Annotated in this window: 26 protein-coding genes and 1 pseudogene; 6 read left to right on the plus strand and 21 right to left on the minus strand. The window is 40.5% G+C overall.

From position 1 onward, the window contains the following. Positions 1-243: pseudogene (locus tag K1I97_RS04650) on the plus strand (competence protein ComB); the annotation flags it as partial. A gap of 191 nt (positions 244-434) precedes the next feature. Here the strand turns inward: K1I97_RS04650 and ftsX are convergent. The 19 genes from ftsX to K1I97_RS04745 form a co-directional block, all read right to left on the minus strand. Next, positions 435-1,361, minus strand: a complete 927-nt coding sequence (gene ftsX / locus K1I97_RS04655) for a permease-like cell division protein FtsX (RefSeq protein WP_223331624.1) — start codon at positions 1,359-1,361, stop codon at positions 435-437. Next, a complete protein-coding gene (ftsE, locus tag K1I97_RS04660; RefSeq protein ID WP_000022257.1) occupies positions 1,354-2,046 on the minus strand; it encodes a cell division ATP-binding protein FtsE in 693 nt (230 codons plus the stop codon). Before ftsE ends, ftsX begins: the two co-directional genes overlap by 8 nt. A gap of 18 nt (positions 2,047-2,064) precedes the next feature. After that, positions 2,065-3,160 (minus strand): peptide chain release factor 2 gene (prfB, locus tag K1I97_RS04665; RefSeq protein ID WP_141553699.1). Its coding sequence is split into 2 segments (ribosomal slippage): positions 2,065-3,087 and positions 3,089-3,160, totalling 1,095 coding nucleotides; the frame shifts between segments, so codons are not numbered across the junction. A gap of 110 nt (positions 3,161-3,270) precedes the next feature. Beyond that, on the minus strand, positions 3,271-3,927 hold the full coding sequence (locus K1I97_RS04670; RefSeq protein ID WP_223331625.1) for a CBS domain-containing protein: 657 nt from the start codon (positions 3,925-3,927) through the stop codon (positions 3,271-3,273). 134 nt (positions 3,928-4,061) lie between these two features. Beyond that, the gene (locus K1I97_RS04675; protein ID WP_223331626.1) at positions 4,062-5,489 is read right to left on the minus strand and encodes a cytosine permease; all 1,428 of its coding nucleotides are present in this window, start codon (positions 5,487-5,489) and stop codon (positions 4,062-4,064) included. Positions 5,490-5,621: 132 nt separating this feature from the next. After that, positions 5,622-7,049, minus strand: coding sequence for a cytosine permease (locus tag K1I97_RS04680; RefSeq protein ID WP_223331627.1), 1,428 nt, complete (start codon positions 7,047-7,049; stop codon positions 5,622-5,624). Between the two features lies 1 nt (position 7,050). Further along, positions 7,051-7,236 carry a hypothetical protein gene (locus K1I97_RS04685; protein ID WP_000805405.1) on the minus strand — a complete coding sequence of 62 codons (186 nt, stop codon included), beginning with the start codon at positions 7,234-7,236 and terminating at the stop codon, positions 7,051-7,053. A gap of 1 nt (position 7,237) precedes the next feature. After that, positions 7,238-9,016, minus strand: a complete 1,779-nt coding sequence (locus tag K1I97_RS04690; protein ID WP_223331628.1) for a phosphotransferase — start codon at positions 9,014-9,016, stop codon at positions 7,238-7,240. 297 nt (positions 9,017-9,313) lie between these two features. Continuing rightward, complete coding sequence (locus K1I97_RS04695; protein ID WP_000062210.1) at positions 9,314-10,024, minus strand: ABC transporter ATP-binding protein; 711 nt, start codon at positions 10,022-10,024, stop codon at positions 9,314-9,316. Then, the gene (locus K1I97_RS04700) at positions 10,024-10,788 is read right to left on the minus strand and encodes an ABC transporter ATP-binding protein (RefSeq protein ID WP_001186014.1); all 765 of its coding nucleotides are present in this window, start codon (positions 10,786-10,788) and stop codon (positions 10,024-10,026) included. Before K1I97_RS04700 ends, K1I97_RS04695 begins: the two co-directional genes overlap by 1 nt. Further along, positions 10,788-11,744: a branched-chain amino acid ABC transporter permease gene (locus tag K1I97_RS04705; protein ID WP_223331629.1), complete on the minus strand. Its 957-nt coding sequence runs from the start codon at positions 11,742-11,744 to the stop codon at positions 10,788-10,790. Before K1I97_RS04705 ends, K1I97_RS04700 begins: the two co-directional genes overlap by 1 nt. Positions 11,745-11,747: 3 nt before the next feature. After that, positions 11,748-12,617: a branched-chain amino acid ABC transporter permease gene (locus tag K1I97_RS04710; protein ID WP_223331630.1), complete on the minus strand. Its 870-nt coding sequence runs from the start codon at positions 12,615-12,617 to the stop codon at positions 11,748-11,750. Between the two features lie 119 nt (positions 12,618-12,736). Beyond that, positions 12,737-13,897, minus strand: coding sequence for an ABC transporter substrate-binding protein (locus K1I97_RS04715; RefSeq protein WP_223331631.1), 1,161 nt, complete (start codon positions 13,895-13,897; stop codon positions 12,737-12,739). Between the two features lie 88 nt (positions 13,898-13,985). Next, complete coding sequence (locus tag K1I97_RS04720) at positions 13,986-14,255, minus strand: YlbG family protein (RefSeq protein WP_049518962.1); 270 nt, start codon at positions 14,253-14,255, stop codon at positions 13,986-13,988. 78 nt (positions 14,256-14,333) lie between these two features. Continuing rightward, positions 14,334-14,924: an ATP-dependent Clp protease proteolytic subunit ClpP gene (gene clpP / locus K1I97_RS04725; protein WP_049518961.1), complete on the minus strand. Its 591-nt coding sequence runs from the start codon at positions 14,922-14,924 to the stop codon at positions 14,334-14,336. Between the two features lie 121 nt (positions 14,925-15,045). After that, positions 15,046-15,366, minus strand: a complete 321-nt coding sequence (locus K1I97_RS04730) for a hypothetical protein (protein WP_049518960.1) — start codon at positions 15,364-15,366, stop codon at positions 15,046-15,048. Between the two features lie 23 nt (positions 15,367-15,389). After that, on the minus strand, positions 15,390-16,019 hold the full coding sequence (upp, locus tag K1I97_RS04735) for a uracil phosphoribosyltransferase (protein ID WP_000515974.1): 630 nt from the start codon (positions 16,017-16,019) through the stop codon (positions 15,390-15,392). Positions 16,020-16,107: 88 nt separating this feature from the next. Next, on the minus strand, positions 16,108-16,575 hold the full coding sequence (locus K1I97_RS04740) for a deoxycytidylate deaminase (protein WP_000136994.1): 468 nt from the start codon (positions 16,573-16,575) through the stop codon (positions 16,108-16,110). 18 nt (positions 16,576-16,593) lie between these two features. Next, positions 16,594-17,151 carry a TetR/AcrR family transcriptional regulator gene (locus tag K1I97_RS04745; protein ID WP_000003897.1) on the minus strand — a complete coding sequence of 186 codons (558 nt, stop codon included), beginning with the start codon at positions 17,149-17,151 and terminating at the stop codon, positions 16,594-16,596. Positions 17,152-17,275: 124 nt separating this feature from the next. On the opposite strand from K1I97_RS04745, the gene K1I97_RS04750 reads away from it, so the two are divergent. The 4 genes from K1I97_RS04750 to K1I97_RS04765 are packed head-to-tail and all read left to right on the plus strand — an operon-like array spanning position 17,276 to position 20,361. Beyond that, entirely contained in the window at positions 17,276-18,121 is an 846-nt protein-coding gene (locus K1I97_RS04750; protein ID WP_000219947.1) for a DegV family protein, read from the plus strand. A 57-nt stretch (positions 18,122-18,178) separates the two neighbouring features. Then, positions 18,179-19,360, plus strand: a complete 1,182-nt coding sequence (locus K1I97_RS04755) for an NAD(P)/FAD-dependent oxidoreductase (protein WP_317628035.1) — start codon at positions 18,179-18,181, stop codon at positions 19,358-19,360. A gap of 13 nt (positions 19,361-19,373) precedes the next feature. Further along, the gene (locus tag K1I97_RS04760; RefSeq protein WP_042767777.1) at positions 19,374-19,895 is read left to right on the plus strand and encodes a DUF1697 domain-containing protein; all 522 of its coding nucleotides are present in this window, start codon (positions 19,374-19,376) and stop codon (positions 19,893-19,895) included. A 10-nt stretch (positions 19,896-19,905) separates the two neighbouring features. Further along, positions 19,906-20,361, plus strand: coding sequence for an 8-oxo-dGTP diphosphatase (locus tag K1I97_RS04765; protein ID WP_223331633.1), 456 nt, complete (start codon positions 19,906-19,908; stop codon positions 20,359-20,361). A 28-nt stretch (positions 20,362-20,389) separates the two neighbouring features. On the opposite strand, the gene K1I97_RS04770 is transcribed toward K1I97_RS04765, so the two are convergent. Beyond that, positions 20,390-21,130, minus strand: coding sequence for a MerR family transcriptional regulator (locus K1I97_RS04770; RefSeq protein WP_223331634.1), 741 nt, complete (start codon positions 21,128-21,130; stop codon positions 20,390-20,392). A 252-nt stretch (positions 21,131-21,382) separates the two neighbouring features. On the opposite strand from K1I97_RS04770, the gene K1I97_RS04775 reads away from it, so the two are divergent. Continuing rightward, complete coding sequence (locus K1I97_RS04775) at positions 21,383-22,723, plus strand: sodium-dependent transporter (RefSeq protein ID WP_223331635.1); 1,341 nt, start codon at positions 21,383-21,385, stop codon at positions 22,721-22,723. A 39-nt stretch (positions 22,724-22,762) separates the two neighbouring features. Here the strand turns inward: K1I97_RS04775 and manA are convergent, their stop codons facing one another. Next, positions 22,763-23,707 carry a mannose-6-phosphate isomerase, class I gene (gene manA / locus K1I97_RS04780; RefSeq protein ID WP_223331636.1) on the minus strand — a complete coding sequence of 315 codons (945 nt, stop codon included), beginning with the start codon at positions 23,705-23,707 and terminating at the stop codon, positions 22,763-22,765. Between the last annotated feature and the right edge of the window lie 155 nt (positions 23,708-23,862).

Consider the following 23,862-nt stretch of genomic DNA (forward strand, 5'->3'; position numbering starts at 1 on the left):
ATCCGTTTCACTGCCTTGGATGAGAACAATAAGGAATTTGTTCTCACATCTACCATTTCCAATATTGACAGCAATGCAACAAAGACCGAAAAAGGCAACTTCTTTAAAGTAGAGGCTGAAACGAGTTTAACAGATGAGCAGGCTGAGAAATTGCGTTATGGCATTGAGGGGCGGGTCGTCATGATTACCGGCCAGAAAACCTACTTTAATTATTATTTAGATCAATTCTTAAGAAGAGACTAAACAAGACTATCTACCTCACTATGAGAAAATGCTTCCTTAGCGATAAGGAGGCATTTTCTGTGTTGGTACGGGATAGAGGACTACTGCTTTTCTCAGTTGATGTCAATCAAATACAAGATCAGTGGCTTTGCAAACTAAAAAGAGAAGTTCCTAAAACTTCTCTTTTATAAAATATAGGCACTCCTATTTTCTTAAATCTTTAAGAATCGACGCATCGAAATTCCTGAACCAATTGAACCAATAAAAATTCCGATTACAAATAATAGGACTGTCATCAGAGGAATAAACACATCTGGTGTAATCATTGACAAGTTTTGACCTACCAAGGATTTATTGACAGATTGATAAACCATATTGTAGATAAAGAATACAAGGACTGAAGGAATCGCTGCACCTAGTAAGCCGATAAAAGCACCTTCCAGCAAGAATGGGCCACGGATGTAGCCATTTCTCGCTCCTACTAGACGCATGATCTGAATTTCACGACTACGTGAAATAATAGTGATACGGATGGTATTGGAAATCAAGAAGACTGCAATAAAAATCAAGAGCCCTGCAATAACCAATCCCCAAACACGGATAAAGGAAGCCAGTTCGAAAAGTCGTTGAGTGTTGGCTCCACCATCTTGAACTTCTGACACTCCTTCGATCTTCTTAGCTTCTTCAGCTACCGTTTTAACATCACTCGGAGAATTTGTATCGACGATATAAGCATCATAGAGAGGATTTGCATCCCCTTCAAAGACCTTCCAATCGTCACCCATTGTTTCCGTTAGTTTTTCGTACTGTTCTTCTTTACTTGAGAAGGTAACACTCTTAACAGCAGGCATAGCTTTCAAAGCATCATAGACCTTGTGGTAGTCATTATTGGTAACTGTCTGACCTTCTTTTTCAATCGTTTCACTGTTATCAGCTACATCCTTACGAATGTAAACCATGACCCGAACGTTGTTTTCAATGTCGGTAGCCAGTTTTGCTGTATTAAAAATTACAGATGCAAACAGAGCAACAAGTGTCAAGGTAATCATAACCGAACTCACTGCTGCTACTGTCATCCAGCCATTTCGTTTTAAACTTTTTAATGATTCAAATAAATGGCGAAAAAATCTACTAATCATCGTATCCATATTCTCCTTTAGCTTCGTCACGAACGACACGACCATTTTCAATGGCAATGACACGGTGGCGCAAGGTATTTACAATCTGGCTATTGTGGGTCGCCATCAAGACAGTAGTACCTTGGAGATTGATGCGTTCCAACAGATTCATAATTTCCCATGAATTATCTGGGTCCAAGTTTCCTGTCGGTTCATCGGCAATCAAGACTTTGGGATTGTTCACAATCGCGCGAGCAATCGCAATCCGTTGCTGCTCTCCACCTGAGAGTTCATTAGGGAAAGAGCGAACCTTGTGTTTCAAACCGACCAAGTCCAAGACTTCCATAACCCGTTTCTTAATATTGCGGCGGTTCTCTCCGATAACTTCCATTGCGTAAGCAATATTTTCATAAACGGTTTTCTTTGGCAAGAGTTTGTAATCTTGAAAGACTACCCCAACACTGCGACGGAGCAGTGGGATATCTTTCTTCTTGATTTTAACCAAATTAAAGCCTGCAACTGTTAGGCTCCCTTTTTCAATCTTTACTTCTCGATATAAAGCTCGAATAAAGGTTGACTTCCCTGCTCCTGAAGGTCCTACGATGTAGGCAAATTCTCCTGGTTCAATACTAAGAGAGACTCCACGGAGGGCAGTCGTTCCGTTATCATATTTTTTGACAACATCTCGCATTTCAATGATTGACATGTGAGTTCCTTTCTATTCTTAGCTGATCCGCCACTTGAGATAGGCGTCGATGAAACCATCAAGATCTCCATCCATGACCTTATCTACCTGGGCAACTTCAAAGCTCGTACGGTGATCTTTTACCATGGTATAAGGTGTGAAGACATAAGAACGAATCTGACTTCCCCAAGTGATTTCTTTTTTCTCACCTTTGAGGGAATCGACTTCCGCAGCTTTCTTTTCTTGCTCCATTTGATAGAGCTTAGCTTGCAACATCTTCATAGCACGATCTCTATTTCCATACTGGGTACGATCGACCGTTGATTGAACGACAGTTCCCGTAGGAATGTGTGTCAAACGCACACCTGTTGAAACCTTATTGACGTTTTGTCCACCAGCGCCACCTGAACGGAAGGTATCCATTTTGATATCATCTTCACGAATCTCCACTTCGATAGTATCATCCAACTCAGGCATAACCTCTACGGATGTAAATGAAGTATGGCGACGTTTGGCAGAGTCAAATGGCGAAATACGGACTAAACGGTGAACACCCATTTCTGATTTGAGAAGGCCATAAGCATTTGGACCTTCAAAAGACAAGGTTACAGATTTGATGCCCGCTTCATCACCAGCTTGGTAATCCAAGACTTCAACTTTAAAGCCTTTTGCATTTCCATAACGAGTATACATACGAAGCAACATATCGCCCCAGTCCTGTGCCTCAGTACCACCAGATCCTGGATGGATTTCCAAGATGGCATTATTATGGTCATAAGGTTCTGACAAGAGAAGGGTCATCTCGTAGCTGGTCATCATCTTATCCAGTTCTGTCAACTGTTCGACCAGTTCATCATGGACTGACTCGTCTTCTGCTAAAAAGTCCAATAAAATTTCAACTTCATCCTGCAACTCCTCCATCTTGCAAAAGGTGTTGTAGGTATTTTTTAATTCATTTAATTCTTGCGACGTTTTTTGGGCCGCGATATTATCGTTCCAAAAATCAGGTTCTGTCATCTTGTTTTCCAAGATGGCAATTTCTTCCTCTAGTCCTTCGAGGTCAAAGAGACCCCCTGAAAGAAGCTAATTTTTCACGATTTGCGTCAATTTTTTGACGAATTTCTGAAATGTCCATAAATACTCCTTTATTCACATCGTTTCATTATACCACATTCTCTCATTTCTTTCCATATTTTGCTTGTTATTTCAAATTGTATACAAAAAGAGGGCTTTCACCCTCCATATTTATAACTTTTTAGCAGAGGTTCGAGCAATTTCCTCTACTTGGATACCTTGCGCTTCAAATTTCTCCTTCAGAGAAGTCAAATCACTTGTTCCATCAATTTGAACCTCAATCACGACCTTGCCGTCCTTGCGCGGAATATTAACCGTGTGAGAAATATTTAGATTTTCCTCAACGATTGAGGTTACAATCTTGCCTAAAACACCAACTTCATTTTCCGTAATAAACCGAACGCGAATCCCTTCCTCGCCGTAGCCAGCAATTTCTAGAAAAGCCTGAAAAACATCACGATCTGTAATCACACCATAAACCTGTTGGTTATCCACAACTGGAAGAATACCGATCTTATTCTTCAACATGAGATAGGTCGCATCTTCTAGACTAGCATAACCTGATACTGTGATGACATCCCGAATCATAACATCTTTAACTTTAGTCTTATTGAGAAGATAATTCATCTCATAGATAGAGAGGCTGGTTGCTTTAGATGGGCTGGCTTCCGCTATAGTGCCTTCTGTTACCAGACCAACTAATTGGTCATTTTCGATAACAGGTAAACGGTGCAAGCCTTGCTCGCGCATCAAATCTGCTGCATGTGCTACAGTCGTATCTGGACTGATATAAACTACCTTGCGGGTCATAAAATCTTTAACTGCCATGAGACTTCTCCTTCTTTATTGCTACTATAATTATACACTTTCTTACAAAAACTATCAAACGCTTTCATCTCTTTTTCAAGATTTTGTAACATTCAATCACAAAAAAAAGAGAGAAACAGCCTTCTCTCTTAAACTTAAATCGTAACGGAGTCTCGATCCTTAAGCATATAGCGTTTTAATGGAGTTAAGCTAGCTAGCCAGTACAACAGGCCTCCAAAAATCGCCGTAAAGCCACTACCAGTTGTAAGCAGGAACACAGGACTCTGGATATGCTTTGTTATAGGATTGTAAACAAATAGTACTGCAACTAACAAGGAAATGAGTACACAAGATAATCCCACCAGGTTAAAGCCATTTGTAAACTCATAGGCGTCATGTCCTTCAAGGAAATAGGCTGAATGCAAATCAAGTTTTCGTTTTCTTAAGATAAAGTAATCAACAACGATCATTCCGATAATGGGGCCTTGAATATAGGCAGCCAGCGAGATGAAAGAACCAAAGTATTCATCCACTCCTCCCCAAATCGTAAGTAGGCTCACATAAACCATGGCAACCCAAACCATTAGTTTATAGCTTACTTTTGGCATCCCGCTTTTTACAATCATACAGTTCACGTACGATCCTGTACCCTGGGTTCCAATATTAGCAAAAGCTACCAGTAGTAAACTTAAAAGGGCAAAGGCAGGAGTGCTCAACGTTGAAAGCATCGTCGTTGGGTCACTTTCATAGACACCTGTTTTGACAAACATGGCTAGAGCCATGACTCCACCTGTCGCAGCGAAGAATGGCGCAACAACCCCATACGATAATGCTGTAGCCCAATAGCCACTGCGTTCTGATTTTGCCAAACGTGGTAAGACAAATGCTTGTGTAGACCATGAAAAGGCTACGGCCACATTTCCTTCCCCTGACATCATAAAACGTTCAATCGGTGTCAAATTTTCTTGGATGGCAGGTTGGACATTCATAATATCCCTAATCGGAACCGCAACAAAACAGATCCCAACGATGATTAGCCCGACAAATAACAAGGCTACCACTAGAAAGCGATTAGTGCCTTTAATCACCTCTGGGCCCCCAAGTGCAATCAGCGTTCCAAGGAGAACACAGAGTGTACCAAGAATCGGTGCCCATACTCCCTTGTCCAAACCAAGTCCAAAATTATTTGCCAAATGAATCATGGAGCTGGCAAAAAGATTGGCGGTAACGGCGTACCAACCAAAATTTGCCAGACTAATCACGGTTGATAGAACGGCCACCCCTTTTCTACCTAGAACGGCTCTCAACCAGATCCACAAATCAATTCCATATTTAACAGCAAACAAAATTGGAAGACATTCAATAAAGACCCAGATAATGTTAAAGCTAAAAATATTTATCAACATTTGATTAAAACTCAAATACTGAGCCACATAGGCTCCTTGGGTATAACACCAAGTTGCGATGGCAAAACCACTTGTTGATAGGAAGAGATCCCAGAAAGAATACTGACGATCCTTGTTGGTCATAGGAACGATTCCCGTTATCGTCTCCTGTTGAATAAAGTCATTCATCTTGGACATTTTATCAAATATCTCCTGTCATGGCTAAAATAATCAGAACATGATTGACTAGAATCATATCAATTACTAGTGTAAAATTAACTTTCAAAAAAGAGGAAGCAAATAGATATAGATGAAGGTTTTCATTTATCCTTAAATCGTAACAGAGTCCCGATCCTTGATCATATAGCGTTTTAACGGAGTTAAGCTAGCTAACCAGTACAATAAACCACCAAAAATTGCAGTAAAGCCACTACCAGTTGTGATTAAAAAGATTGAACTTTGAATCTGTGCTGTTACAGGATTATAAACAAATAGTACTGCAACCAACAAGGAGATAAATACGCAAGACAAGCCAACCAAGTTAAATCCTTTGGTAAACTCGTAAGCATCGTGTCCTTCAAGGAAATAAGCTGAACGCAAATCAAGTTTTCGTTTTCTTAAGATAAAGTAGTCAACAACGATCATACCAATAATTGGTCCCTGAATATAAGCGGCTAGTGAGATGAAGGAACCGAAGTACTCTTCTACCCCTCCCCAGATAGTGAGTAGACTCACGTAAACCATAGCAATCCAAACCATTAGTTTATAGCTTACTTTTGGCATCCCGCTTTTTACAATCATACAGTTCACGTACGATCCTGTACCCTGGGTTCCAATATTGGCAAAGGCTACTAGTAGTAGACTTAAGAGGGCAAAGGCTGGTGTGCTTAGAGTTGATAGCATGGTTGTTGGATCACTTTCATAAACACCTGTTTTGACAAACATGGCTAGAGCCATGACTCCACCTGTCGCAACAAAGAATGGCGCAACAACCCCGTATGATAAAGTTGTAGCCCAATAGCCACTACGTTCTGATTTTGCTAAACGCGGTAAAACTAATGCCTGTGTAGACCAAGAAAAGGCAAAGGCAACATTTCCTTCTCCAGAAAGCATGAAGCGTTCTAATGGCATCAAATCTCCTTGGGTAGCCGGTTGAATGTTCATAATGTCAGTGATAGGCACGGCTACAAAGCAGATTCCAACGATAATGAGACCGACAATCAACAAGGCGATTACCAAGAATCGATTGGTCCATTTAATCACTTCTGGACCTCCTAGAGCAATCAGCGTTCCAAGAAGAACACAGAGGGTACCAAGAATAGGCGCCCATACTCCCTTGTCTAAACCAAGACCAAAATTATTTGCCAAGTGGATCATAGAACTAGCAAAAAGATTGGCCGCAACGGCATACCAGCCAAAGTTAGCTAAACTAATAATGGTTGATAGCAAGGCTACGCCTTTTTTTCCGAGGACAGCTCTCAACCAAATCCATAAATCAATTCCATACTTAACGGCAAACAAAATTGGGAGACATTCAATAAAGACCCAGATAATGTTAAAACTAAAAATATTAATCAACATTTGATTAAAGGTCAAATATTGAGCCACATAGGCTCCTTGGGTATAACACCAAGTTGCGATGGCAAAACCACTTGTTGATAGGAAGAGATCCCAGAAAGAATACTGACGATCCTTGTTGGTCATGGGAACAATACCCGTTATCGTCTCCTGTTGAATAAAGTCATTCATCTTAGACATTTTATTGAATACCTCCTGTCATGGCTAGGATAATCAGAATAAGGTTAATTAGAACTAAGCCAATGACTATAATAAAATCACTTTTTAGAAATGGCTGAGCAAACACATAGTTTGGAGATTCCATTTCTTCTAACCTTCTTTTCGTTTCATTTGCTACTAATTCTTCAATTTCAGATGTCGGTTTCATCTCAATTCTCCTCCAAATACAAATCTAGTGCAATTTGCCCATACTGCTTGGTATAACGATACCAGATATAAAGAAATTCACCCACGGGTTTCCCAACGCTTTCTTGGAACAGGGCCCACAAAAACCAATAATATGAAGTTACTGATACATAGGCAAAATAGTGACGTTTGGTGTTCTTATCTGGAACTTCTTGTAAATAGATTTCAAGTACCTTTTCAGCTTCTTCCACTGTATAATTTGAACACCCGATAAAGGTTCCTAAATCTCCTGCTGGATCTCCCATACCAGAATATTCCCAATCAATCAAGCTCATTTCGCCAGCTTCGTTCAACAAGAAATTTGGACTATAAGAATCTCCGTGGCAGAGAACCTTTTTCGTCTGCTCTTCTTGTAGAAACTTTTCGAGGACCGAGACATTCTTATCCAACTCCTCAAGTCCATCAAATTCAAAACGATTGCTGGCTTTTAGTTTTTGTCTAAAATCATCAATCCCCTCAAATTGATTAAAGGAATGATTTGTTTTTTCTCCAGATTGGTGCAAACGTCTCAAGAGATCCATTGCTTTTGCTACATCATCCCAATTATCATAATCTAGTTGCTTGGCATTAGGGATAAATTCTGAAATTTTCCAGCCCTCATCCTTGTTCATGGCAACAAAGGTACGGTCAATCTTCAATTTTGCAGCAATTTCCATGGAAGCCGCTTCACTAGCACGATCGATATAATTCTCCGTTCCTCTACCTGGATGACGGTAAACATATTTCTTCCCTAGGCAGTCAAATGAAAACGAAGTGTTGGTTAAACCGTCTTTTAGGGGTTTAATATTGACAATATCTGAAGCTATACATCCTAATGTCTTACAGATGTTATCAATGATTTCTGAATTAGTATTCACCAAATAGTGTTCATCAAACTGACGCAACTCATCTAGTGAATCAAACTCCTTAACAATATCTGCTGAATAATGTCGAGCTTCTAAAGGAAGTTCTTTGACGTGACGACTATAATAATCTTCCCATAGCTGTTCGCGATATGGCTCATGTTTAAATTCAGTTTCTAAAATATCTACGAATTTTTCACTAAATGCATGATCAAAATAAACATGCCCCACCATAGCCCAAGTATTTGTCCCACCGATTTGAATATCGATAATCGTGTGATTGGAATCTTCCTTAGAGCAGTATTCGTCTGTGTCCCCTTCTGCAAATATAGTCGAATAATAACCTCTGTAAATGTATCGTTCAAACGGATTTTCTACAAAATAATTATCCGAAGAGCAAATATAAGTGTTAGAAAGTTGATCTCTGACTAGCATGAGAGAAGAACAGTTGTTGTACTTGTAGTAATCATTATTCACAACGATTTTAACGCCAAACTTTTCTGCCAGATAAAACATTTTTTCTTGTAGATAGCCTACGATAACTGTAATATCTTCTATTCCTGCTTCTTGCAATTGCTTGATTTCTCTCTCAATCAAACGCTCACCTTTAACTTGAAGCAATCCTTTAGGTATCTCATAAGACAAAGGAGCAAAGCGGCTACTCATACCTGCAGCCATGATAATGGCATTCTTCACCTGATACGGAGCCAAAGCCTCCTCACCTAAGTCAGTTAAGTGATTTTCCTCACTGATCCACTTCTCTTCTTTACATTCCTTGAGAAGATTATTTACCGTCCCCAAAGCGATGTCTAGCTGTTCAGCCAATTGTCTCTGCGTAAAGTTTTCGTCTTTGTGAGTCAACAAAAAACGTAAAAGTTTAAATTGTTTTTCTGATAGCATATCCTCAGCCTCTTTGTTCAATGTTTTTGTTTATTTAATTATATGATGAACGCATACTTTTGTCAAGTTAGATTCTATATCAAGAAAACGAGTGCTCAAATCAGGTCCATCAAAATAGGGACCAAACGAAAAAAGAGCCCCAAATTTGGAGCTCTTCAAATTCATCTACAAAATAATCCACTAAATTAGATAATTGCTTACGCAATCTCCATCTGCAACCTAAACTAGTCTCCCAGACTAGAGGAGAATTGCTTGGGCAATTCTTATCCGCCGACTAAAACAATCCACTGGATTGTTTTAGCCACCTAGATATGCTTTTCTGACTTCATCTGATGCTGCGAGTTCTTTTCCTGTTCCTGATAGGACAATCTTTCCTGTTTCAAGTACATAACCACGGTCAGAGATAGCAAGGGCCTTGTTCGCGTTCTGTTCAATTAGGAGAACCGTTGTTCCTTGCTTCTGAATATCTTGAATGATATCAAAAATTTCTTGGATAAAGATTGGGGCAAGTCCCATTGACGGTTCATCCAAGAGAAGGAGCTTAGGTGTAGACATGAGAGCGCGTCCCATAGCTAGCATCTGCTGTTCACCACCTGAAAGAGTCGCCGCATCTTGGTTTTTACGCTCTTCCAGACGAGGGAAACGTGAAAAGACTTTTTTCAAGTTGGCTTGGTTTTCTTCACGATTTTTCTTCAAGAAAGCTCCCATTTCTAAGTTTTCCATAACAGTCAAACCCGGAAAAACATGGCGTCCCTCAGGGACTTGTGAAAGACCACCTGCCACAATTTTTTGCGCTGGCATCTTTTGAATTTCTTTTCCCAAAAACTGAATTTTACCAGCACTTGGACGAACCAAACCTGAAAGAGTACGAAGAATGGTTGTTTTACCAGCACCATTGGCACCGATAAGAGAAACAACTTCACCTTCATTAACCTCGAAACTTACATCACGAACTGCTTGGATCATACCGTAATGCACAGAGAGGTTTTCAACTTTTAACATAGACATTAGGCTTCACCTCCTAGATAAGCTTCGATAACGCGTTTGTTGTTCTTGATCTCATCCGGAGTCCCATGAGCAATCAACCGACCATATTCAAGAACATAGATACGCTCAGTGACTTCCATAACCAAATTCATGTCATGTTCGATAAGCATGATGGTAATTTTAAATTCATCTTTAATACGACGGATCAATTCTGTCAATTCAGCTGTTTCTTGTGGATTCATACCAGCTGCAGGTTCGTCCAAAAAGAGAATCTTAGGTTCAGTTGCCAGAGCACGAACGATTTCTAATCGACGTTGTTGACCATAGGCCAGATTTTTAGCAAGTGTATCTGCATCACCATCCAAATCAAAAATCTTAAGCAAGTCCAAAGCTTTGCTTTTTAATTCTTCCTCATTCTTATAAAAAGCTGGTAGGCGTAGGAAGCTCGCAAGGACATGTTGTTTATGATGATTGCTAAATGCAATCAAAACATTTTCCAAAACTGTCAAGTCCTTGAACAAACGAATATTTTGGAAAGTACGACTGAGTCCAAGTGAAGCAATCTTATAAGGAGTTTTCCCATTTAGGAGGTGACCATCTAGTGTCACCGTACCTTCACTTGGTTCATAAACACCCGTCAAGAGATTGAAAAGAGTTGTTTTACCAGCCCCGTTTGGTCCAATCAGACCAACCAACTCTCCCTCGTTCAATTCAAGAGTGACATCTCCAACAGCTGTTAGACCGCCAAAATGTTTGGTTAACTGTTTAACTTCAAGTAATGCCATTAGTTTTGTCCCTCCTTCTTCGATTTTTTAAAGAAACGTGATAGACTTAATTCCCATGTTCCAAGAAGTCCACCTGGTCTGAAAATCATCACCAATACAAGAGCCAAAGCGTAGATAATCATACGTACGCTAGCCACATCTTGAAGGAGCATATTTAAAATTCCTAAAACAATCGCTGAAACGATGGTACCAGTAATCGATCCAAGTCCACCAAATACAACGACAATCAACACGTTGATGGAATTAATAAAGGTGTAATCTTTTGGTACAACAGATCCGATAAAGCCGGCCTGAAGTGAACCAGCAATACTTGCTGTAATAGCACCAAAGACAAAAGCCATAATCTTGATCTTTGTAGTGTTTACCCCAACGGATTCTGCAGCAATCTCATCCTCACGAACAGATAGAGTAGAGCGTCCAATTGGACTACGTAAGAAGTTGAGGGTTGCAATAGTTGTGATAATTACAAAAAGATAAACCATCTGCCAGTTGGTAAAGTTTGGAATACCCAAGATACCAGCAGCACCGTTTGTCAAACTACCACCATTAATGATAAAGATACGAATGATTTCTGAAACACCTAGTGTCGCAACAGCCAGGTAGTCACCCTTCAAACGGAGTGTTGGGATCCCAACGAGCAAAGCGACTGCACCAGAAATCAAGGCACCCAAAACCATCGCTCCAAAGAAGGCACCATAGGTTGGTGATTTTGAACCAATAATCGCTGCTGCATAAGCCCCAATCGCCATAAAACCTGCATGGCCGAGTGAGAATTGTCCTGAAAAACCAACGATTAAGTTCAGACCTACTGCAAGGATGATATTAATCCCAATTTGTTCTAAAATTTGGACATGGAACAGATTGAGAACACCAGCAGAAACCAGTACACTAATCAATCCATAACCTGCTAACAGAAGGAATAACCATAGAATATTTACTTTAAGATTTGTCTTCATTGTTTACACCTTCTCTTTCACATTCTTACCAAGGATACCTGCAGGTCGAACAATCAGAATCAAAAGCAAGATTCCATATACGATAGCATCACGGAAATCAGACATACCAAAGGCAGTTGCAAAAGTTTCCAACAAGCCAATCACAAATCCCCCTAGAGCTGCACCAGGAATAATCCCGATACCACCAAGAACGGCCGCGACGAATGATTTCAGACCTGGAGTCACACCCATCAATGGTTCAAGAGAGTTGTAGTAAAGGGCAATGAGGACACCTGCTGCTCCAGCAAGGGCTGAACCCAAAGCAAAGGTAAAACTGATTGTACGATTTACGTTAATTCCCATCAATTGAGCTGCATCGCTATCAACTGATACCGCACGCATGGCTTTCCCCATTTTTGTTTTTTGAACAATCACTTGCAATAAAATCATCAGGAGTAAGGAAACTGCTAGAATCATCAACTGAACATTTGTCAAGCTGATTGGCCCCAAATCATAGCGAACTGTTTGAATAGCTTGAGGAAAGGCACGAGTATTGGCACCGACTAAGTAAACCATCCCGTATTCCAGTAGGAAAGACACTCCGATGGCTGTAATCAAAACAGCAATACGTGTAGAGTGTCGCAAAGGACGGTAGGCAAGAAACTCAATCACGACACCAAGTAGTGCGGTTCCTGCCATTGAAATAATTAAAGCTAAAAAGAAATCCATTTGGAAAGAATTAATCAAAAAGTAACCAATAAAGGCACCCATCATAAAAATATCACCGTGGGCGAAGTTGATGAGTTTGATAATTCCATAAACCATGGTATAACCCAGGGCCAAAAGTGCATAAACACTACCCAGAATTAAACCATTCACAAGTTGTTGGAGCATAGCATTCACTCTTTTCTATCGTTATTTTTTAGAAAATTTCTCAATTTTCACAAGTTCATAAACACCGAAACAGGGAGTGAGTCAAAGGCTCATTCCCTATTTCAACTACTATTCTAATGTTATGGTTTTACAACTTCTGCTGCTTCCACTTTACCATTATTCATGGTCATCATGTAAGCAGTTTTCACTGTATTGTGGTCAGCATCAAAGCTTGTTTGACCAGTTACACCTTCAAAATCTTTGGTTTTAGCAAGGTTGTCCTTGATTTCACCTGAGTTTTTAGCACCTTTTGCAGCATTTGCTACTAGGTAAACTGAGTCATAGGCCAAAGCTGAGAACGTTGAAGGTTCTTCATTGTATTTAGCACGGTATGCTTCAAGGAAAGCTTTAGCTTTTGCAGAAACATCAACTGTAGTTGAGAATCCTGAAATGAAGTAAATGTTTGATGCTCTTTCAGCAGTTGCTTGTTGAACAAACTCTTCACCGTTAAAGCCGTCACCACCAACGATTGGTTTATCAATTCCCATACCACGCGCTTGGTTTACAATCTTACCTGCTTCTGTGTAGTAACCTGGAACAACGATAGCGTCAAACTCTTTGTCTTTCATTTTAGTAAGGGCTGCTTGGAAGTCAGTATCACCTGCTACAAAAGTTTCATCTGCTACAATCTCACCCTTATAGGCTTCACGGAAAGATTTAGCAATACCTTTTGCATAGTCACTAGCGTTGTCAGTATAAAGAACAACCTTCTTAGCATTCAATTTGTTTGTTACATAGTTAGAAATAATCTTCCCTTGGAAGCTATCTTGGAATGTTCCGATAAATAGGTAATCTTGACCTTTAGTCAAACCGTCTTGAGTAGCACTTGGTGAAATCAATGGCACTCCAGCTTTAGTAGCATTAGCTACAGCTGCGGCAGTTGCACCAGATGTCGCAGGTCCTACGATAGCTGCAACTTTTGATTGAGTTACAAGGTTCGTTGTAACAGAAGCTGCTTCAGCTGTTTCAGATTTGTTGTCTTTGTCTACAACTTCGATTTGTTTTCCATCAATTCCACCTGCAGCGTTGATTTCGTCTACAGCAAGTTGGGCACCTTTTTGTTCAGCTGTACCGTAAGCCGCCACAGCACCTGTCTCTTCAAAGTTAAAACCGATTTTAATTGTTTTTTCGTCTACTGGATTTCCAGTTGTGTTTGACGCTCCTGACTTGACCTCTCCACAGGCAGCAAGAAGAGCCACACTAGCAAGAGCCACAAAAGATAGGGCAAATTTTTTCTTCATTTTTAATCTCCTTATAGTTGTTTCAAAAATTGTATGTTAAGAATATACCGAATTATCAGAAAATTGTCAATGTATTTGTTTAACTTTTTTAAATGATAACGTTTTCTTCAGTCCGATAGAGATTCCCAACGAAGGGAGTTTCTAGCTCTTGAATATGGCAACGTCTAATTTTCTTGATATATCTTTCCTTACCTAATCTCTCAACTAAGTCATCTAGTTCCTCAGTTGGAACATAGAGCTGCAAGTAACGATGTTTTTTGGAATGGTAACAGATATCACCGTATTCCAAAAGTTTTTTTGCGTCTCGATTATAGTAGAGATAGATGATTACTCCTGATCGATTTGTTTTTTCAAACATGAGGGATCCTCTTTCTAAGAAATCTTCTCCTATTATATCAAAAAAAGCAAACTCCGTCGAGTTTGCTTTCTAGGTTGCTTAGCTTAAAGAGTTATTGGCCATGATTTCATCGATAAAGCCATATTCAAGTGTTTCTTGGGCACTCATCCAGTAATCACGTTCTGCATCTGCATGAATTTGCTTGACTGATTTACCAGAGTTATCTGCAAGGATTTGCTCCAAAGTCTTACGAGTTTTGAGCAAGTGCTCTGCAGCGATTGCCATATCGGTTTGTTGGGTACCACCACCTGTTCCACCCATTGGTTGGTGAATCATGTACTCCGCATTTGGAAGCATGAAACGTTTGCCTTTTGCGCCACTTGATGCAATAACAGTCCCCATAGATGCAGCCATCCCCATAACGATAGTTTGGACATCCGCCTTGATAAAGTTCATGGTATCAACGATTGCCAAACCAGCTGAAACAGATCCTCCAGGTGTGTTGACATAAAGATAAATATCTTTTGTGCTATCTTGGGCATCCAAGAAAAGTAATTGGGCAATAACGGAGTTGGCCATGTTGTCTTCAACTGGACCTGTTAGCATGATAATGCGGTCTTTCAGAAGACGAGAGTAAATATCATAGGAACGTTCTCCACGGCTTGTTTGTTCAATAACTACAGGAATCATTCATTTCTCCTTTTAATGTTGAATTTTCTTAGTCTTACGACTCAATACAGAACTATTATATCTTTTTGGTCAAAAAAGGTCAAATTTAATTTATAACAAACATTAAATTTAGTATCAAAAATCACTTTTTCCAATTAGAAGGAGAAAAACCTACGTACTTAGTTCCCTTGTATTCTAAATGCTCTAATTTCCCAATAACATCCTGCTCATTTTTAGTCACAGTACATCGAAAACGAATCTCTTTACCACTTAACAAATCATTTATTTCTTGTTCAGAAAATTCATGATTACACCATTTACGTTTAAAACGAACATTCTCCCCATTCCAATCACCAGATACATACAGGTCATCATTATCTTCCATAGCTTTATTTACTAGTTCATCATAGGCTTCGGCAATATTTTCTTCCTCACCTAAAATTTCCTCCCAATCAAATCCCATATTAAATTTCTCTCTTCTCTAGGTTATTTCGTACCAAACAAGCGGTCTCCAGCATCTCCAAGACCTGGAACGATATAACCGTGTTCGTTCAAGCGTTCATCCAAGGCCGCAGTAAAAATTTCTACATCTGGGTGTGCTTCTTGAAGAGCTTTCACTCCTTCTGGAGCAGATACTAGGCAGACAAACTTGATATTTGAAGCACCACGTTTTTTAAGGGAATCTACTGCCAAGATTGCTGAGCCACCTGTTGCCAACATTGGATCAACGACAAAAATTTGACGTTGGTCAATATCCTCAGGTAATTTCACCAAGTATTCAACTGGTTGAAGGGTTTCTTCATCACGGTACATACCGATATGACCAACTTTGGCTGCCGGAACCAAGCTCAAGAGGCCATCTACCATCCCGATACCTGCACGCAAGATTGGGACAATCGCCAATTTTTTACCAGCCAATTGTTTTTGAACGGTCTTTGTGATAGGTGTTTCGATTTCCACATCTTCAAGTGGAAGATCACGAAGTACTTCATATCCCATCAACATTGCAATCTCATCTACTAGCTCACGAAAAGCTTTTGTGGAAGTGTCTGTACGACGCAAGATTGACAACTTGTGTTGAATGAGTGGATGATTAATGACTTCAATTTTTCCCATTTTCTGAATTCCTTCTTTCAATTTATTCTTCTTATTATATCAAAAAACGGTTTAAAAAGCTTTCTAAACCATTTATTTTTATTAATTTTTAAATCAAATCTGCCTCTTGAAGAGCCGTCTGAACAGTCTCTAATGGTAAATGGGTTAACTCGGTGCCTTTTTCTTGATAAAGGTACTGGGCATAGTCATCCATTCGGTACTGGTTGATATAAACCACGCGCTTGCAACCAACTTGTAGCAGTTGTTTGGTGCAGTTCAGACAAGGGAAATGGGTCACATAGGCTGTAAATCCTCTGGGAACCCCTCGCTCAGCCCCTTGGAGAATAGCATTGACCTCGGCGTGAAGGGTTCGAACACAGTGACCTTCAATGACCAGACATTCGTGGTCAATACAGTGCTCCGTTCCTGATACGGAACCATTGTAGCCTGTTGAAATGACTTTATTGTCCTTAACGAGGACAGCTCCCACCTTGGCACGTTTGCAGGTCGAACGATTGGCAATCAGTAAAGCCTGGGCTGCAAAGTACTCATCCCAAGCCAGTCTTTTTTCTGTCATAAGTCTTCTCCTTATCCCCTATTTTTTGAAAAATGGCAAGCGTAAATCTGCAATCTTTTCAGCTGGAACCTTCATGCCATCCTTGATCCATTTGAGCAGAACCGATACGATGGCAGAGCTCCAAAAGGAATGAAGGTAGCTACTGACACCTTTTGATTTCCCGTGGTATTTTTCTAGAAATTCCTGCATGGCTTGGACAAAAATCTTTTCCAAATGATAGTCCAGAGCAAGTTGGATAACCTTGGCTTCTTTCTTGGCTGCTCGAAAAAGGTGAACCCATACTAGATAAAGGTCGGTTTTGACATCGTAGTGGCTCAGCTGTTCCATAATGTTATGGACACTGCGTTTAAAGACACTTTCCAAAATCTCTTCTTTGGAGTCATAGTTACGATAGAAGGCGGCACGAGAGACGCCCGCACGTTTGACCAGCTCCGAAATACTGATCTTGGCCAAGTCTTTTTTCTCTAGAAGTTGCAAAAGAGCCGTCTCGATTGCTTCTCTGGTTAAAAAATTGGATTCTTGATTTGATTTTCTGAGATTTTCAAGAGATTTTTCAGATATTTTACGTTCAGACATAACAATTTCTTTCTACTTGTGACAACAGAGAGGTGGTACTTTTGTTTCAAGGGCTTTCATGATATAATTGTAAAAAAAGACAGAACCTTTGTCAATGTATAAGTGACAAAGATGGAGAATTTCTATGACTTGGAAGATTGTAGCTGACTCTGGTTGTGATTATCGTCAACTGGCAACTCCTGCTATTGATACGGAATTTGTTAGTGTTCCTTTAACCATTCAAGTAGCTGATCAGGTCTTTATCGATGATGCCAATCTTGACATTGACCACATGATGGAAACCATGTATGCGACTTCTGAGGCTTCAAAATCAGCTTGTCCTAGCCCTGATGATTACTTGCGAGCATTTGAAGGTGCTAAGCATATCTTTGTCGTTACTATCACTGGTACTCTTTCAGGTAGCCATAATAGTGCACAGCTCGCTAAGAATATCTATCTTGAAGAACATCCTGACACTCAGATTCATGTGATCGATACATTGTCTGCAGGTGGTGAGGTTGACTTGATTGTCGAGAAAATCAATAGCTTGATTGATCAAGGACTTTCTTATGAGGAAATTGTTGAAGCTATTACAGCCTACCAAGAAAAAACGAAGTTGCTTTTTGTACTCGCTAAGGTTGATAACTTGGTAAAAAATGGTCGTTTAAGCAAGCTGATCGGTACAGTTGTCGGTCTTCTCAACATCCGTATGGTTGGGGAAGCAAGTGAAACTGGAACCCTAGAACTACTCCAAAAAGCGCGTGGACCAAAAAAATCCCTTCAAGCAGCCTATGAAGAACTCATCAAGGCTGGCTACGCTGGTGGCCGTATCGTCATGGCTCATCGCAGCAATGAAAAATTCTGTCAGCAATTGTCAGAACGCTTGCTGGAAACCTTCCCACAAGCGGATATCAAAATCATCCCGACATCTGGTCTCTGCAGTTTCTATGCAGAAGATGGCGGTTTGTTGATGGGATATGAAATCAACTAAGATTATGAGCAACAAGAGATGTCAAGCATCTCTTGTTTTTTGTGGTACAATAGAGCTATGAAACATTTTGATACTATTGTCATTGGTGGAGGACCTGCAGGTATGATGGCTACCATTTCCAGTAGCTTTTATGGTCAGAAAACTCTACTCATCGAAAAAAATCGAAAACTTGGGAAAAAATTAGCTGGAACGGGCGGTGGTCGTTGTAATGTGACCAACAATGGAACTTTAGATGACCTATTAGCTGGCATCCCTGGTAACGGGCGGTTTCTTTACAGTGTCTTCTCCCAGTTTGATAACCATGATATCATCAACTTTTTTACGGAAAATGGTGTTAAACTCAAGGTCGAGGACCACGGACGCGTCTTTCCTGCTAGTGACAAGTCTCGGACTATTATCGAAGCTTTGGAAAAGAAAATTGCAGAGCTGGGCGGCACTGTCATCACCAACACCGAAGTCGTCTCCGTCAAAAAAACTGATGATCTTTTCACTGTCAGATCTAGCAACCAGACTTGGACTTGCGATAAACTGATTGTCACAACTGGTGGTAAATCTTATCCTTCTACTGGTTCGACTGGATTTGGCCACGAGATTGCCCGCCATTTTAAGCACACTGTGACCGAGCTTGAAGCCGCTGAGAGCCCATTGTTGACAGGCTTCCCTCACAAAGCGCTTCAGGGGATTTCGCTGGACGATGTGACTTTAAGTTATGGTAAGCATGTCATCACCCACGATCTGCTCTTTACCCACTTTGGTCTATCCGGTCCTGCTGCTCTGCGTATGTCTAGTTTTGTCAAGGGTGGGGAAGTTCTTTCACTGGATGTTTTGCCTCAACTTTCTGAGAGCAACTTGGTGGCATTTCTAGAAGAAAATCGGGAAAAATCCTTAAAAAATGCTTTAAGAACCTTATTGCCAGAACGCTTGGCAGAATTTTTGGTGCAAGGCTATCCTGAAAAAGTCAAACAACTGACTGAAAAGGAACTCAAACAACTTCTCCAGTCCATCAAGGCCCTCAGAATCCCTGTGACTGGCAAAATGTCTCTTGCCAAGTCATTTGTCACCAAAGGCGGTGTCAGTCTCAAGGAAATCAATCCCAAAACTCTGGAAAGTAAGCTCGTTCCTGGTCTCCACTTTGCTGGCGAAGTCATAGATATCAATGCCCACACGGGTGGCTTCAACATCACTTCTGCCCTCTGCACCGGCTGGGTGGCAGGCTCCAATCCAATAAATACCAAATAAGAAAGGAAGTCCTTTGGAACATATTATTTTACTAAGAGGCGTTACTCCTAATGGAAAAAATGCTATCCCGAAAATGTCATATTTGGTAGATATTTTGACAGAAGCTGGTTTTCAACACGTTCGAACCTATATTCAAAGTGGGAATATCATTCTTGAGAGTGACTCAGATTTAGAAGAAATACGAGAACGCGTTCATACTTTGATAAAGGAAAAAATTGGGGCCGACTTAAAAATGGTTATCAAGAATAAGAACGATTTTGAAAAGATTGTTCATGAGAATCCATTTAAAGAAGACTATCTTCATGATCGTGTGCATGTAATTCTTTATCAAGGACTTATCCAAAGTCTGCCACTAGAAAAATTGAAAACTGACTACGGCGAGGAAGAAATCTGTGTAGGCGATTACTGTCTCTACCTCTATCTTCCTAGAACTGCAAAACAAAAAAAGCTCAATACCAACTATCTTGAAAAATTGTTTGGCGTGGTTCTGACCATGCGAAAGTTAAACGTCGTGGAAAAGTTACTAACAAAATAGGAAAAACAATATGAACAGAAGAGAAACAGTCGAATTTGTCAATATGTGTATGATTCAAAACGGAGACAAGGTTCTGGTTCAAGATCGTGTTAACCCCGACTGGCCTGGCATTACTTTTCCTGGTGGTCATGTTGAACGTGGCGAATCCTTTGTCGATGCTGTCATTCGTGAAGTGAAAGAAGAAACTGGTCTGACCATTTCCAAACCCCAACTCTGTGGTATCAAAAACTGGTACGATGACAAGGATTATCGTTATGTCGTCCTTTTTTACAAGACAAAACACTTTACTGGTGAACTCCAGTCCTCAGACGAAGGGAAGGTTTGGTGGGAGGATTTTGACAATCTGTCTCATCTAAAACTTGCTACTGATGATATGTCTGATATGCTTCGTGTTTTTTTAGAAGAAAATCTCAGTGAATTCTTTTACTACAAAGACGGTGACGACTGGCTTTATGACTTGAAGTAAAAAATAGGCTAGGAAATTCCTAGCCTATTTATTCTGCATTTGTCTGAACGTAAGCAGCAATAACATCTGATGTGTATTGAGCTGTACCAGGTCCAAACTTGTCAATGTTTTCCTTAAACTCTGGGTTGTAGACGTAGCCTTTGCCGATATGACCGAATACCTCAATAGAGCAGTCAAATCCATAAGTACGGATAGCTTGCAAGAGTTTAGCTGCCTCTTCCTGGTTTTCGGCTGCTGTTGCAGCTAACCCATTTTTAAGGTTATGAGCTAAAGCTTGAAAAACTTGGTTAAAGGCGGCCGTAGCCTCGTCTTCTCTACCACTTTGGCGTTCAAGCGCTTGGCCCATGACTTCTTGACCATATTTCTCTACCGCCTCTTGGTGGTATTTTTGATGGTCTCGGTAGTTAAATCCAGTAAATTTTTCCTCAATAGACATTTCTATTTCTCCTTTTTGTTCTTGAATGGTTTTTTGCAAGGTGGAAATCAAAGTATCCAGATGTTGCCTTTCTCGAGTCAAATAGTCCAACTGCCTGGTCAAATGGGGCAATAAATCAGTCCTTTCTTCCTTTAATAGCTCTGCTATTTTTTCTAAAGAAAAACCTAGATATTTATAATACAGAATGACCTGAAGGCGTTCCAAATCCTCTTGACTATAGGTTCGATAGCCGTTTTCCGACTTTAACGGAACCAAGAGTCCTATCTTATCGTAGTGGTGCAGGGTCTTGACAGAGACACCTGAAAGCTGCGCAGCTTCTTTTATATGGTACATGACTTCCTCCTTACAATCATAGTATATCCCCTCCCCTTAGGTCAGAGTCAAGTGTTTTTACGAAAAATTTTTAACTTTTTGAGAAAGGTGTGAAAACTTGAAAATGGTTTTCTTGACAGACCTTAGAAAACATGATAGGATAGTCAAGTCTATCAATCAAACAGAAGGTTCATAAAGAGCCATTGAGAGAAGGCTATTTGACAACTCAAGTAGCCTTTTCTTATTTTAAAAAACGAGATTGGAGTTTCAACTATGTCAGAAAAATCGCAATGGGGCTCGAAACTAGGCTTTATTCTAGCATCTGCTGGCTCAGCCATTGGACTTGGAGCCGTTTGGAAGTTCCCCTACATGACTGCTGCTAATGGCGGTGGAGGCTTTTTACTGGTCTTTCTCATTTCCACTATTTTAATTGGTTTCCCGCTCCTGCTGGCTGAATTTGCCCTTGGCCGTAGTGCTGGTGTTTCCGCTATCAAAACCTTTGGAAAACTTGGCAAGAATAACAAGTACAACTTTATCGGTTGGATTGGTGCCTTTGCCCTCTTTATCCTACTCTCCTTTTACAGTGTTATCGGTGGATGGATTCTAGTCTATTTGGGCATTGAGTTTGGAAAATTGTTCCAGCTTGGTGGAACGGGTGATTATGCTCAGTTATTTACTTCAATCATTTCAAATCCAGCCATTGCCCTAGGCGCTCAAGCTACATTTATCTTATTGAATATCTTTATTGTATCACGTGGAGTTCAAAAAGGGATTGAAAGAGCCTCGAAAGTCATGATGCCCCTGCTCTTTATCATCTTTGTCGTAATCATTGGGCGCTCTCTTAGCTTGCCAAATGCCATGGAAGGCGCTCTCTACTTCCTCAAACCAGACTTTTCAAAACTGACTAGCGCTGGACTACTCTACGCTCTAGGTCAATCTTTCTTTGCCCTCTCACTAGGGGTGACAGCCATGCTGACCTATGCTTCCTACTTGGACAAGAAAACCAATCTGGTCCAATCAGGGATTTCCATCGTAGCCATGAACATCTCGGTATCCATCATGGCAGGTCTAGCCATTTTCCCAGCCATGTCAGCCTTCAATATCCAGTCTGAAGGGGGACCAAGCCTGCTCTTTATCGTCTTGCCTCAACTCTTTGACAAGATGCCTTTTGGAACTATTTTCTACATCCTTTTCCTCTTGCTCTTCCTCTTTGCGACGGTCACTTCCTCTGTCGTGATGCTGGAAATCAATGTGGGCAATATCACCAACCAGGACAACAGCAAGCGTGCTAAATGGAGTGCCATTTTAGGAATCTTGACCTTTGTTTTTGGAATTCCTTCAGCCCTTTCTTACGGTGTTATGGCGGATGTTCACATATTTGGGAAGACCTTCTTTGATGCTATGGACTTCTTGGTTTCCAATCTCCTCATGCCATTTGGAGCCCTCTGCCTGTCACTTTTTACAGGCTATATCTTTAAAAAGGCTCTTGCTATGGAGGAACTCCATCTTGATGGAAGAGCATGGAAACAGGGACTTTTCCAAGTATGGCTCTTCCTTCTTCGTTTTATCATTCCTATCATCATCATTGTGGTCTTTATCGCCCAATTTATGTAATCAAAAAGGACTTGAGTAATGAACCCAGGCCCTTTCTTTTTATGGATGGCTAACAATCAATTCCAAGCCTTGCCCTTCCAAGGTCCAAGCTTCAACATCACTTGGTAGGATAAAGTGGCTACCTTTTTGGATTGGATAATTTCCCCCGTCAACAGTAAGCTGACCTTGACCAGTCAAGACACTAAACAAGCTGTAGTCAGCTGTCTTTTCAAAGTCAACTTTTCCAGTGATTTCCCACTTATAAACTGCAAAGAAATCATTAGAAACAAGTAGAGTGGAACGTAAATCATCAGCTTTGATAGTTACAGGACGGCTATTAGCAGGCTCGCCAATATTCAAGACATCGATGGATTTTTCAAGGTGAAGTTCACGCAAATTGCCCTTGTCGTCCTTACGGTCAAAGTCATAGACACGGTAGGTGGTATCGCTAGACTGTTGCGTTTCAAGGATCAAGATACCTGCTCCGATAGCGTGCATGGTACCACTTGGTACATAGAAGAAATCTCCTGCCTTAACTGGCACTTTTGTCAGCAAGGCATCCCAGTTTTTGTCCTCGATTTGCTGACAGAGTTCTTCTTTTGATTTGGCATTGTGACCATAGATAATCTCTGAACCTTCATCCGCAGCGATGATGTACCAGCACTCTGTTTTTCCGAGTTCGCCTTCATGTTCTAGACCATAGGCATCGTCTGGATGAACTTGGACACTGAGCCAATCGTTGGCATCGAGAATTTTGGTCAAGAGTGGAAATACAGGTTCTGGACGATTGCCAAACAATTCACGGTGTTCTGCATACAATGTGGCTAGGTCTGTTCCTTCAAAACGACCATTGGCAACTTTTGAAACTCCATTTGGATGGGCTGAGATGGCCCAGTATTCTCCGATTTTTTCACTTGGGATGTCGTAGCCAAACTCATCACGTAGCTTGGTTCCACCCCAGATTTTTTCTTGCATAACTGATTGTAAAAATAATGGTTCTGACATCTTCTTCTCCTGTCTGTTTTTCTCACTTAATTATAGCAAAAAGCCTGATCTAATTGAACTCTTTTTCACATCTTATAAAGTAGGGAGAAGATTTTATAAAAATAGTAACGAAATACCCTTTTGCTTGATGGAGGAAACCATAGAGCAGCACTCAG

The sequence above is a fragment of the Streptococcus oralis genome (genome assembly GCF_019929345.1).
GTDB lineage: Bacteria > Bacillota > Bacilli > Lactobacillales > Streptococcaceae > Streptococcus.

Excerpts from the sequence above, each read along its gene's own strand:
- ftsX (WP_223331624.1), bottom strand. The coding sequence starts at position 1,361 with ATGATTAGTAGATTTTTTCGCCATTTATTTGAATCATTAAAAAGTTTA.
- ftsE (WP_000022257.1), bottom strand. The coding sequence starts at position 2,046 with ATGTCAATCATTGAAATGCGAGATGTTGTCAAAAAATATGATAACGGA.
- K1I97_RS04670 (WP_223331625.1), bottom strand. The coding sequence starts at position 3,927 with ATGGCAGTTAAAGATTTTATGACCCGCAAGGTAGTTTATATCAGTCCA.
- K1I97_RS04675 (WP_223331626.1), bottom strand. The coding sequence starts at position 5,489 with ATGTCCAAGATGAATGACTTTATTCAACAGGAGACGATAACGGGAATC.
- K1I97_RS04680 (WP_223331627.1), bottom strand. The coding sequence starts at position 7,049 with ATGTCTAAGATGAATGACTTTATTCAACAGGAGACGATAACGGGTATT.
- K1I97_RS04685 (WP_000805405.1), bottom strand. The coding sequence starts at position 7,236 with ATGAAACCGACATCTGAAATTGAAGAATTAGTAGCAAATGAAACGAAA.
- K1I97_RS04690 (WP_223331628.1), bottom strand. The coding sequence starts at position 9,016 with ATGCTATCAGAAAAACAATTTAAACTTTTACGTTTTTTGTTGACTCAC.
- K1I97_RS04695 (WP_000062210.1), bottom strand. The coding sequence starts at position 10,024 with ATGTCTATGTTAAAAGTTGAAAACCTCTCTGTGCATTACGGTATGATC.
- K1I97_RS04700 (WP_001186014.1), bottom strand. The coding sequence starts at position 10,788 with ATGGCATTACTTGAAGTTAAACAGTTAACCAAACATTTTGGCGGTCTA.
- K1I97_RS04705 (WP_223331629.1), bottom strand. The coding sequence starts at position 11,744 with ATGAAGACAAATCTTAAAGTAAATATTCTATGGTTATTCCTTCTGTTA.
- K1I97_RS04710 (WP_223331630.1), bottom strand. The coding sequence starts at position 12,617 with ATGCTCCAACAACTTGTGAATGGTTTAATTCTGGGTAGTGTTTATGCA.
- K1I97_RS04715 (WP_223331631.1), bottom strand. The coding sequence starts at position 13,897 with ATGAAGAAAAAATTTGCCCTATCTTTTGTGGCTCTTGCTAGTGTGGCT.
- K1I97_RS04720 (WP_049518962.1), bottom strand. The coding sequence starts at position 14,255 with ATGTTTGAAAAAACAAATCGATCAGGAGTAATCATCTATCTCTACTAT.
- clpP (WP_049518961.1), bottom strand. The coding sequence starts at position 14,924 with ATGATTCCTGTAGTTATTGAACAAACAAGCCGTGGAGAACGTTCCTAT.
- K1I97_RS04730 (WP_049518960.1), bottom strand. The coding sequence starts at position 15,366 with ATGGGATTTGATTGGGAGGAAATTTTAGGTGAGGAAGAAAATATTGCC.
- upp (WP_000515974.1), bottom strand. The coding sequence starts at position 16,019 with ATGGGAAAAATTGAAGTCATTAATCATCCACTCATTCAACACAAGTTG.
- K1I97_RS04740 (WP_000136994.1), bottom strand. The coding sequence starts at position 16,575 with ATGACAGAAAAAAGACTGGCTTGGGATGAGTACTTTGCAGCCCAGGCT.
- K1I97_RS04745 (WP_000003897.1), bottom strand. The coding sequence starts at position 17,151 with ATGTCTGAACGTAAAATATCTGAAAAATCTCTTGAAAATCTCAGAAAA.
- K1I97_RS04750 (WP_000219947.1), top strand. The coding sequence starts at position 17,276 with ATGACTTGGAAGATTGTAGCTGACTCTGGTTGTGATTATCGTCAACTG.
- K1I97_RS04755 (WP_317628035.1), top strand. The coding sequence starts at position 18,179 with ATGAAACATTTTGATACTATTGTCATTGGTGGAGGACCTGCAGGTATG.
- K1I97_RS04765 (WP_223331633.1), top strand. The coding sequence starts at position 19,906 with ATGAACAGAAGAGAAACAGTCGAATTTGTCAATATGTGTATGATTCAA.
- K1I97_RS04770 (WP_223331634.1), bottom strand. The coding sequence starts at position 21,130 with ATGTACCATATAAAAGAAGCTGCGCAGCTTTCAGGTGTCTCTGTCAAG.
- K1I97_RS04775 (WP_223331635.1), top strand. The coding sequence starts at position 21,383 with ATGTCAGAAAAATCGCAATGGGGCTCGAAACTAGGCTTTATTCTAGCA.
- manA (WP_223331636.1), bottom strand. The coding sequence starts at position 23,707 with ATGTCAGAACCATTATTTTTACAATCAGTTATGCAAGAAAAAATCTGG.